9 protein-coding genes are annotated in these 9,661 nt (G+C 61.4%); 7 read left to right on the top strand and 2 right to left on the bottom strand.

From position 1 onward, the window contains the following. Positions 1–21: 21 nt before the first annotated feature. The 4 genes from ybeY to LJE91_12040 all read left to right on the top strand — a co-directional run bounded on the left by ybeY (position 22) and on the right by LJE91_12040 (position 4,549). Entirely contained in the window at positions 22–468 is a 447-nt protein-coding gene (gene ybeY, locus LJE91_12025) for an rRNA maturation RNase YbeY (protein ID MCG6869418.1), read from the top strand. An 87-nt stretch (positions 469–555) separates the two neighbouring features. Then, positions 556–1,422 (top strand): CBS domain-containing protein, encoded by an 867-nt coding sequence (locus LJE91_12030; protein MCG6869419.1) that lies wholly within the window; start codon positions 556–558, stop codon positions 1,420–1,422. A 5-nt stretch (positions 1,423–1,427) separates the two neighbouring features. Beyond that, entirely contained in the window at positions 1,428–2,990 is a 1,563-nt protein-coding gene (lnt, locus tag LJE91_12035; protein MCG6869420.1) for an apolipoprotein N-acyltransferase, read from the top strand. A gap of 113 nt (positions 2,991–3,103) precedes the next feature. Next, positions 3,104–4,549 carry a mannose-1-phosphate guanylyltransferase/mannose-6-phosphate isomerase gene (locus tag LJE91_12040; protein MCG6869421.1) on the top strand — a complete coding sequence of 482 codons (1,446 nt, stop codon included), beginning with the start codon at positions 3,104–3,106 and terminating at the stop codon, positions 4,547–4,549. Positions 4,550–4,769: 220 nt separating this feature from the next. Here the strand turns inward: LJE91_12040 and LJE91_12045 are convergent, their stop codons facing one another. Both LJE91_12045 and LJE91_12050 read right to left on the bottom strand, forming a co-directional pair. After that, the gene (locus LJE91_12045; GenBank protein ID MCG6869422.1) at positions 4,770–5,501 is read right to left on the bottom strand and encodes a hypothetical protein; all 732 of its coding nucleotides are present in this window, start codon (positions 5,499–5,501) and stop codon (positions 4,770–4,772) included. Continuing rightward, on the bottom strand, positions 5,494–6,030 hold the full coding sequence (locus tag LJE91_12050; GenBank protein MCG6869423.1) for a hypothetical protein: 537 nt from the start codon (positions 6,028–6,030) through the stop codon (positions 5,494–5,496). Before LJE91_12050 ends, LJE91_12045 begins: the two co-directional genes overlap by 8 nt. Positions 6,031–6,122: 92 nt before the next feature. On the opposite strand from LJE91_12050, the gene LJE91_12055 reads away from it, so the two are divergent. The 3 genes from LJE91_12055 to LJE91_12065 all read left to right on the top strand — a co-directional run bounded on the left by LJE91_12055 (position 6,123) and on the right by LJE91_12065 (position 9,519). Continuing rightward, positions 6,123–7,952, top strand: a complete 1,830-nt coding sequence (locus tag LJE91_12055) for an ABC transporter ATP-binding protein/permease (protein ID MCG6869424.1) — start codon at positions 6,123–6,125, stop codon at positions 7,950–7,952. A gap of 101 nt (positions 7,953–8,053) precedes the next feature. After that, positions 8,054–8,743 carry a DUF1538 domain-containing protein gene (locus LJE91_12060; GenBank protein ID MCG6869425.1) on the top strand — a complete coding sequence of 230 codons (690 nt, stop codon included), beginning with the start codon at positions 8,054–8,056 and terminating at the stop codon, positions 8,741–8,743. Beyond that, positions 8,734–9,519, top strand: a complete 786-nt coding sequence (locus LJE91_12065) for a DUF1538 domain-containing protein (GenBank protein ID MCG6869426.1) — start codon at positions 8,734–8,736, stop codon at positions 9,517–9,519. The genes LJE91_12060 and LJE91_12065 overlap by 10 nt, the downstream gene beginning before the upstream one ends. The last annotated feature ends 142 nt before the right edge of the window (positions 9,520–9,661 follow it).

Raw genomic sequence — 9,661 nt, forward strand, 5'->3', positions numbered from 1 at the left:
TCCGGTGCCCCAGTTACAGCGTTGTCCCGCATGCAGGTAGACGTCCAGTATGCCGTCGGTCGCGATGGGTTGCCGGCCGAGTCGGCCATCGTTCGATGGGTGCAAGCCGCCTCGCCAGGGCCGGATGCGGAGGTGGTGGTTAGGATCGTCGACACACCGGAGATTACGAGGCTGAATACCTCCTACCGTGGCCGCACGGGCCCCACGAATGTCCTCTCCTTCCCTTTCGACCCGCCACCCGGGATTCCGAACCGGTTGCTGGGCGATGTCGTGGTCTGTGCAGCGGTGGTGGCGGAACAGGCCCGGGACCAGGAAAAGGAGGTGATGGCGCACTGGGCGCACATGGTCGTACACGGCGTGCTGCACTTGCGAGGATTCGACCATCGGACCGAGACGGAAGCGCAACGCATGGAGACGCTCGAGACGCAGATCCTCGCACAGCTGGGCTATGATAACCCTTATGAGTGACCCTGATGTCTTGTCGCCCCCCGGCCAAGCCGGGGCATGTCCGTGCGCGGGGCCGCATGTCACCCCAACTTCCATGATCCAACCGGATTGAGCAGGGTTCCGACCAAGAAAGGATCCCGACCCGGCTGGCTCAAACGCCTTCGGCGCTCGTTGCGGCGTCCGCAACCAGAGGACCGTGAGCAGCTCACCGAGTTGTTGCGGCAAGCGCACCGGGGCAATCTGCTCGCCGCGGATGCGCTCGAGATGATCGAGGGTGTCATGCAGGTCTCCGAGATCCGTGTTGGCGAGGTCATGATTCCGAGGGCCCAGATAAAGGTGGTTTCGCGCTCGGCGACACTCCAGGAGATGTTGCCCGTCATCATCGAATCGGCCCACTCGCGGTATCCGGTGGTCGAGGACAACCGGGACACCGTCGACGGCATCCTGCTCGCCAAGGACCTGCTGCGGTACTTCGTAGAAGGAAACGCCGAGGCGTTCGATGTCGAGGACATCATGAGACCCGCGGCCATGGTTCCTGAGAGCAAGCGGCTCAACGTACTACTGCGCGATTTTCGTCACAGCCGAAACCACATGGCGATCGTGGTGGATGAGTACGGAGGCGTTGCCGGGTTGATCACGATCGAGGACGTCCTCGAGCAGATCGTTGGCGATATCACCGACGAGCACGATATCGAGGAGGGCAGGTTCATATTGCGCCTCGCGCCGAATCGTTATTCCGTCAAGGCACTGACGCCGATCGAGGAGTTCAACGAATACTTCGGTACGGACTACGGTGACGGCGAGTACGAGACCGTGAGCGGACTGGTGCTGCGCCACATCGGCCACCTGCCGAAACGCGGCGAGAAAATCGAGCTGGACGATTTTTCCCTGGAGATCATCCGCGCCGACAACCGCAGGATCCACCTGATGCAGTTGGCGCGTACGGGCGCCCCGGATGCAGGGGCGACAGGATAGCATCAATGGCGGTGATCGAAGCCCTGGGGAGTCTGGCCGTACCGGTGTCCCGTTTGCGGGGGTCCTGGTACGGAGATGTCCTCGTGGCCCTTTCCGGTGGCCTGATGGTGCTGGGATATGCTCCGTTCGGCTGGTGGCCACTGGTGATCGTGTCACCCGCCGTCCTGATGGCCCTTTGGGTAGGTGTCAGACCGGGCACGGCCTTTCGCCGTGGATTCGTCTTCGGACTGGCCTGGTTCGCGCTGGGAATTCACTGGGTGTATAACAGCATCCATGAGTTCGGTGGGGCACCCTTGCCGCTCGCCGCGGGCATCACGCTGCTGTTCATCCTGTATCTGGCGCTGTTTCCGGCGCTTGCGGGGTGGGTGTCCAATCGCTGGTTTGCGCTGTCGCGCACCGTCTCGACGGCGCTGGTTTATCCCGTGGTCTGGGCGTTGTTCGAATGGATCCGTACCTGGATGCTGACGGGATTCCCCTGGTTGCTTCCAGGTGAGGCGCATGTGGCTACGCCGCTTGCCGGATTGGTTCCGGTCTTCGGTGTCCTGGGAGCGACCTGGGCGAGTCTGGCTACCTCCGGCGTCCTCGCTGCGGTGGCCGTATCGGCGACGAGGGGACGTTGGGTGGCGGTTGCGGCGATCGTCGTCGTCTGGTTGGCAAGCGCCGCGCTGGGTACGGTGAACTGGAGCCGGCCGGGCGGTGAGCCATTCGTCGCAAGTCTGGTCCAGGGAAATGTTGCCCAGGGCGTGAAGTGGGATCCGGATGCGCTGGAACCGACAAAGGCCCTGTACCAAGAACTGTCCCAAGATCATTGGGACAGCGATCTGATTCTCTGGCCAGAGGCGGCCGTGCCCGTTTTCTACAGCGATCTCGCCCGGTCGTATTTCCTGCCGCTGGCAGAACGTGCGCGGGAAACCAATACGTCGCTGGTGACTGGTATCTTCGCTTTCGATGCCGACACGGACCGCGTCTACAACAGCCTCGCCCGAGTCGACACGCCTCCGGACTTCTACCACAAGCGGCACCTCGTCCCGTTCGGTGAATATCTTCCGTTGCGAGGGTTGCTCATGTGGATGGACGGCATGCTGTTTCTCCCCATGTCGGATATCTCCCACGGAGAGGGCAAGCCATTGCTGGAGCTGGGCAGGCTGAGGGCCGGTGTCAGTATCTGCTACGAGGACGCATTCGGCAGCGAGGTGATCGATGCATTGCCAGAGGCGGACTTTCTCATCAACGTGAGTAACGACGCCTGGTTCGGCGATTCCCTTGCGCCGCACCAGCATCTTCAGATTGCCCGCCTGCGCGCCCTTGAAACCGGCCGGTTCCTGCTGCGTGCGACCAATACTGGGATTTCCGCGGTCGTGGACCAGATGGGTGATATCGTGGCCCGGTCCCCGCAGTTCGAAACCGACGTACTGACCACGCGTGTGGTCCCCTTTCGCGGGATGACGCCCTTTGCAATCTGGGGAAACCTGGGCATCGTCACGTTGCTGTCGGCCTCATTGCTTATAATCCTCGCATTTGCCGCCCGCGCCCGCCGGGCTTCCGGGGCCCGGCAGCGGATCGGCTGAAGCGACGGGCGTGGCGACGTTCGGCCCCAGCCGCCGAACCGCTTCGATGCCCGGTGCGGTATCGGTCGGGCGAAGCGAATTTCCAATTCACACCGTTCAGGAGGCCTGTCAGCATGCAGGAAAAGCCAAGTTCTCTCCCGCTGGTGCCCGTTATTCTGTCGGGGGGATCGGGGACCCGACTCTGGCCCATGTCGAGGCAGCTCTATCCCAAGCAGTTCATTCCCCTGATCGGGGAGCAGTCCCTGTTTCAGAAGACCCTGGAGCGGGTTGCGGGACTTCCCGGTCGCGAGAGCCCGATCACCGTGTGTAACGAGGGACATCGCTTCATGGCCGCCGAGCAGTTGCGCCAGGCCGGCGAGGACGGCGCGCTGATCATGCTGGAGCCTGCGGGGCGCAATACGGCGCCGGCTATCGCGGTGGCCGCGCTGGAGGTCCTGGAGCGTCACGGTGACGGTGTGATGCTGGTGCTCCCGGCGGATCACATTGTCAACGACCGCGCCGCCTTTCGCGGCGCGGCCATCGATGGCATGAAGGCGGCCATTTCCGGAAAGCTGGTCACCTTCGGGATCGTACCCGACCGTCCGGAGACCGGATATGGCTATATCCATGAAGGGGATCGGCTCGATGTCGCCGGGGCGGAGGAGGCGGTCTACGAGGTCGACGCCTTCGTCGAGAAACCGGACCAGCAGACCGCGCAACGCTACCTGGAGGAAGGCGGTTATCTCTGGAACAGCGGCATGTTCATGTTCCTGGCGAGCCGATATCTCAAGGAACTCAATGCCCACGCCACCGGGATCTTCGAGGCGTGCAGCGCGGCATATCAGCGGCGGTTCCGCGACCTTGATTTCGTTCGTCTGGAAAAGGCCGCGTTCCTCGAATCGCCGAGCGATTCGATCGACTATGCCGTGATGGAGAAAACCGAGGATGCGGTGGTGATCCCGCTGGACGCCGGCTGGAACGACGTTGGTTCCTGGTATTCGCTCTGGGAGGCCGAGGAACACGACGAGCACGAGAACATCCTGATCGGCGATGTGATCGCCGAGGGCTGTCAGGGTTGCTACATACACGCAGGTCGTCGTCTGGTGGGCGCCGTCGGGGTGAGTGATCTGGTGATCGTCGAGACCGCGGACGCCGTCCTAGTCGTGCCCAGGGAACGCTCACAGGATGTACGGGCGATTGTCGATCGGCTCAAGAACGAGGGTCGAGGTGAGGCGCAACTGCACCGGAAGGTGTACCGCCCCTGGGGGTCGTACGAGAGCATCGACATGGAGGAGCGGTTTCAGGCCAAGCGCATCAGCGTGGACCCCGGTCACAGCCTTTCACTGCAGATGCACCATCATCGTGCGGAACACTGGATCGTCGTGAAGGGCACCGCGCGGGTGACCCGTGATAACGAAGTGGTACTCCTGAGCGAAAACGAGTCCACCTATATCCCTGTCGGCTGCAATCATCGACTGGAGAACCCGGGCAAGATCCCGCTCGAACTCATCGAGGTGCAATCCGGCAGCTACCTGGGCGAGGACGACATCGTCCGCTTCGAGGACAACTACGGTCGGTAACATGCGACGGATCCCGCCAAGGCGGGACCCGACCTTTTCGGCCGGCGCGGCTTAGGCGATTTCTGTCAAATGACATACCATCCTGCTTGTCTTTGTCGTCCGTCCTCTGTGTTGCGACAACAGTGACATAGTTCGACTATGCGCCTGTTGTCGCGTCTTGATGACGAACGAAAATCCGGCGCGCTCTGGTATGTCATTTTCCGGCAATCGCCTTATCCCGTTATCCACCTGACGACAGAAAGGCCAGAATGTTGCCCGTTTCGATCATGTCCACGCCACGGTCCAGCAAGTCATTCGCGGCGGAGACTTCCGCCACGTCGTAGAGCACCCATTTCCAGGGGCCTTCCCAGAGCCGTTCCTTTTCGAGGTCCACCGCATCGACGTCGCAGAACAGATAGTCCGGTCCGAGTGAGTCGGCCGTCCTTCGCGAGGCTACGGAGAACTCCCGCAACACCCAGCCCGTCGCGACACGCAGTCGCGGCGCGGCAGCGTGAATCGCGTCGTCGCGGAAGGATATGAGGGTCCATGCAAAGCTGGCTCCGGAAAGCTCGTCGCCGAGGCGCCGCAGGCAGGCGTCGATACCCAGCCGCTCGATGCCGTGACGCTTGAGTTCCACGAACGCGTGTACCCCGGGATGTCCGTTGAGCAGGTCCACGACGTCCCGCAGCAGCGGGACAGATATCGGGGCTACCGGCACTGCATCGGCTCCCGCGTCTAGAGTGATCGTCGACAGAGCTGAGGCGGCGAGTCCGGCGATTTTCCGCGGGTCACCCGCCACACGCAGCAGGTCGGGGTCGTGCAGGACGACGGGAATGCCATCCGAAGAGAACTGGACGTCGAATTCAACGTGTCGAGCGCCGGCCTCGATAGCGGCACGCAGGGCCGGCAGGGAGTTTTCCGGGTAGTGGCGCATCTCGCCCCGGTGCGCGACCAGGCAGCGTGGATCAATCATCCGGACCTCCGACCAGGGCGACAAACCGCCGATACCGCTTCTTCGAAGGGTGCGCGCAACGCGGGCGAAACACCCGGTCAACCGGGTTCTCGATCCGGGCGTTTCCCGCCAGGCGCGCCATGCCCAATGCGGTGATCTCCGTTTCGGTGATGCGTCGCACTTCGAGACCCGCGGTGTCGGCCAGCCTTTGGCAAAAGGCATCGTCCCGCGACAGACCGCCTCCGGCGGTCACATGAGTCAGCGTGTATCCAGCCGCGCGCATCGACTCCAGGTTTGTACAGACTAGGAACGCGATACTTTCCATCACCGCGGCGACGCGCACCGAGGCTATCTGGATCGCGGCCGAGGAGACCCGTTGTACGGATGCAAGGATCTCTTCGGGGTTCTGCTCCACCCTTCGCGCCCCCGGTCGATTCCTGGAGATCGCCAGGTCCCTGTGGTAAAGCACCGATCCGTCGTCAGCGATCGATGCCGCCCGCGAGGCATGCGTCCCCTGATCCAGTACGAGCGTGACGGGACCGTGCTTCATACCGCGGTCCGGGATCGTCCGGTTCCTGACATGGCCGTTTTCAGCCCCGGGGATTGGTAAGATTTCCGGCAACGACGTATCGTTTATCCCGGATGAGCAAAACCAGATTACAGCAAAACGGGTTTCCGAAGTCAGGTGCATCGCCTGGCCGCGGCTACGACTGGCGCTATATCGCCCGTATCGCCCTCGAGCACCGGCGCGAGCTGGTGATGGCCAATGTCATCGCCATGATCGCGGTGCTGGCCTCCACACCCGTCCCCCTGCTCATGCCCCTGATGGTCGACGAGGTCCTGCTCGGCGAACCCGGGGTGCTGGTCGGCTGGATGAACACCCTGTTCCCGCCGAGCTGGCATGGTCCGGTGCTCTACATCACCGTGATCCTGGCGGTGACGGTGATGCTGCGCCTGATCTCACTGGTGTTCAACGTGATGCAGACCCGGCAGTTCGTCCGTATCTCCAAGGACGTGACCTACCGTATCCGGCAGGAACTATTACTCAGGCTCCGACGGGTTGCCATGTCGGAGTACGAGAGCCTTGGGGGCGGTACGGTCGCCTCGCATTTCGTCACCGACCTGGAAACAATCGACCAGTTTGTCGGCAGCACGATCTCCCGGTTTCTCGTCGCGGTGCTCACGATTCTGGGCACGGCGATCGTGTTGCTGCTCATGCACTGGCAACTCGCTCTGTTCATCCTGCTGATGAATCCAGTGGTTGTCTATTTCACGATGGTTCTCGGCAAGCACGTCAAGACCCTGAAGAAGCAGGAGAACACGGCCTTCGAGGTGTTTCAGCAGGTGCTGACCGAGACGCTGGACGGCATACACCAGATCCGCGCCGCCAACCGCGAGGAACACTATCTCAGTCGTGTTGCCCGCCAGGCCCGTCAGGTCAAGGAGCAGGGCACGGCCTTTGCCTGGCGAAGCGACGCTGCGAACCGTGCTTCGTTCCTCGTCTTTCTTGTCGGGTTCGATGTTTTTCGTGCCGTGAGTATGTTGATGGTCGTGTTCTCCGGGCTTACCGTGGGTGAGATGATGGCGGTATTCGGTTATCTGTGGTTTATGATGGGGCCCGTCCAGGAGGTGCTGAACATCCAGTATTCGTATTTCGGTGCGCAGGCTGCGTTGGAACGTATCAACAGGCTGCTGAGGCTGGAAGAGGAGCCGCAGTATCCCCACCGGGTCAATCCGTTCAGGGGAAGGACCACGGTCGGGATTCGTCTCGAGGGCATCGAGTTTTCCTACAGGGAAGACAAGGTATTGAGCGGCGTCACCTTGGAGATTGCGCCCGGCGAAAAGGTTGCGCTGGTCGGCGCCAGCGGTGGTGGCAAGTCCACATTGGTACAAGTGATCCTTGGCCTGTATCCTCCTGACAGTGGCATGTTGTATTTCGACGGGGTACCGGTCATCGACATCGGGATGGACGTGGTTCGCGAGAATGTCTCGACCGTCCTGCAGCACCCGGCGATGTTCAATGACACGGTGAGGGCGAACCTGACCATGGGCCGCGACTTGGAAGACGTCGCGCTCTGGCGCGCGCTCGAGGTGGCGCAGCTTCGCGACACCGTCGACGCGATGCCTCGCGGGCTGGATAGCCTCATCGGGCGCAGCGGGGTTCGCCTCTCCGGCGGGCAGCGTCAGCGGCTGGCGGTTGCCCGTATGGTGCTTGGCGATCCCAAGGTGGTGATCCTGGACGAGGCGACATCGGCCCTGGATACACAGACCGAAGCGCGATTGCACGATGAATTGCAACGATTTCTGAGGGGGCGCACGACCATTATCATTGCCCATCGACTGAGCGCGGTGAAACAGGCGGACCAGGTGTACGTGTTCGAGGATGGTCGTGTCGTGGAGTCGGGTGGGCACGATGCCCTGATCGCGGCCCGTGGTCTGTACGCGAAGCTGTACGGCAAGTCCCAGTACTGATCCCGGAATTGCGCCTCTCGATCCACTATCGACAGCAAGGAACTGAGGAGATCGCATTGAACAAGCATCTTGTTTCGTTCCTCGGCTCGCTGGCCTCGAGCATGCGCGACCTATTGCCGATCATCTCGGTGATCGCCTTCTTTCAGATCGTCGTACTGCAGCAACCGGTTCCGGAACTGGGATCGATGCTAATAGGATTGTTGCTGGTCGTGCTGGGACTGACCTTTTTCATCCATGGCCTGGAACTGGGGTTGTTTCCCTTTGGCGAAGCACTCGCGTTCGCATTCGCCCGTAAGGGCAGCGTTGCATGGCTCGTTGTATTCGCTTTCGGGGTGGGTTTTGGCACTACGATAGCTGAGCCGGCACTGACTGCGGTCGCCGAGGAAGCGTCCGAGATGGCCGCGGTATCCGGGGTGATCGGCGCGAACGAAGCGGCCATGCAAGACTACGCGTGGGGGTTGAGGCTCACCGTTGCTCTTGCCGTCGGGGTGGCGATCGTCATCGGTGTTATTAGGATCATCAAGGGATGGTCCATCGTCTATCTGATCGTATCCGGCTACATTGGAGTCGTTGTGATGACGGCGTTTGCCCCCGAAGAAATCATCGGTGTAGCCTATGATTCAGGGGGGGTGACCACCTCCACTGTGACAGTCCCCCTCGTTACGGCGCTTGGTGTGGGCCTGGCCTCTAGTATCGAAGGTCGCAGCCCGATGACCGACGGATTCGGGTTGATCGCCTTCGCCTCGCTAACGCCAATGATCTTCGTGATGGCATACGGGCTATGGATCTGAGCACGCTGCTCGGTAAACTATTGACGACCACGTTGGGTACCGTGATGGACGTCGTTCCCATCGTGGCGGTAATTTTTGGATTCCAGTGGCTCTTTCTGCGGGAACCGATCACGAATCTGCGGTCGGTCCTGTGGGGGTTCGTATTTGTCATCATCGGACTGGCGCTGTTTCTCGTCGGGCTGGAGCTTGCCCTGTTTCCCCTGGGAGAAGTCATGGCGCAGCAATTGACCGCGCCTGAATTCATCAAGAAAGGGGCCGGACATCACCTGGAAGGTCCGATGCGCTGGTACGATTTCGGTTGGGTGTACCTGTTTGCCGCGGCCATCGGATTCGCCACGACAATCGCCGAACCGGCGCTTATCGCGGTGGCGATCAAGGCCAATGACGTCTCCGCCGGTACCATCAGCGTCTGGGGTCTGCGCGTGGCCGTGGCGATCGGGGTGGCCGTGGGGATCTCATTAGGGGCGTTTCGTATCGTCACCGGGACACCGTTGCACTACTACATCATTGCGGGATATATCGTGGTTGTCGCGCAGACGCTGTTTGCACCACGTTCGATCGTCGCGTTGGCTTACGATTCGGGTGGTGTGACCACGTCGACGGTGACGGTTCCCCTGGTTACCGCACTGGGACTCGGTCTCGCCGGAGGCGTCCCCGGCCGTAGCCCGCTCATCGACGGCTTCGGACTGATCGCATTCGCAAGCCTGTTTCCGATCATGAGCGTCATGGGATACGCGATGATTGGAAGGTATCTCGAACGGAAACTGGGAAGGTAGACTAGGCTCTGTTGACATTCATCGTGGACGGCGGCTTTACGGATCTTTTCCGCCCTGACGGCGTTGGATTCGACTTGCAATGGGGCGGCATTGCGCATCGAATCCGCCTTGTCAGGACGAAAAATCCCTCGAAAATCCACTC

It is taken from the genome of Gammaproteobacteria bacterium (assembly GCA_022340215.1).
GTDB lineage: Bacteria > Pseudomonadota > Gammaproteobacteria > JAJDOJ01 > JAJDOJ01 > JAJDOJ01.

Bases quoted from the DNA above. Each gene is read 5' to 3' on its own strand.
- lnt (MCG6869420.1), top strand. From the start codon at position 1,428: ATGGCGGTGATCGAAGCCCTGGGGAGTCTGGCCGTACCGGTGTCCCGT.
- LJE91_12040 (MCG6869421.1), top strand. From the start codon at position 3,104: ATGCAGGAAAAGCCAAGTTCTCTCCCGCTGGTGCCCGTTATTCTGTCG.
- LJE91_12045 (MCG6869422.1), bottom strand. From the start codon at position 5,501: ATGATTGATCCACGCTGCCTGGTCGCGCACCGGGGCGAGATGCGCCAC.
- LJE91_12050 (MCG6869423.1), bottom strand. From the start codon at position 6,030: ATGAAGCACGGTCCCGTCACGCTCGTACTGGATCAGGGGACGCATGCC.
- LJE91_12055 (MCG6869424.1), top strand. From the start codon at position 6,123: ATGAGCAAAACCAGATTACAGCAAAACGGGTTTCCGAAGTCAGGTGCA.
- LJE91_12060 (MCG6869425.1), top strand. From the start codon at position 8,054: ATGCGCGACCTATTGCCGATCATCTCGGTGATCGCCTTCTTTCAGATC.
- LJE91_12065 (MCG6869426.1), top strand. From the start codon at position 8,734: ATGGATCTGAGCACGCTGCTCGGTAAACTATTGACGACCACGTTGGGT.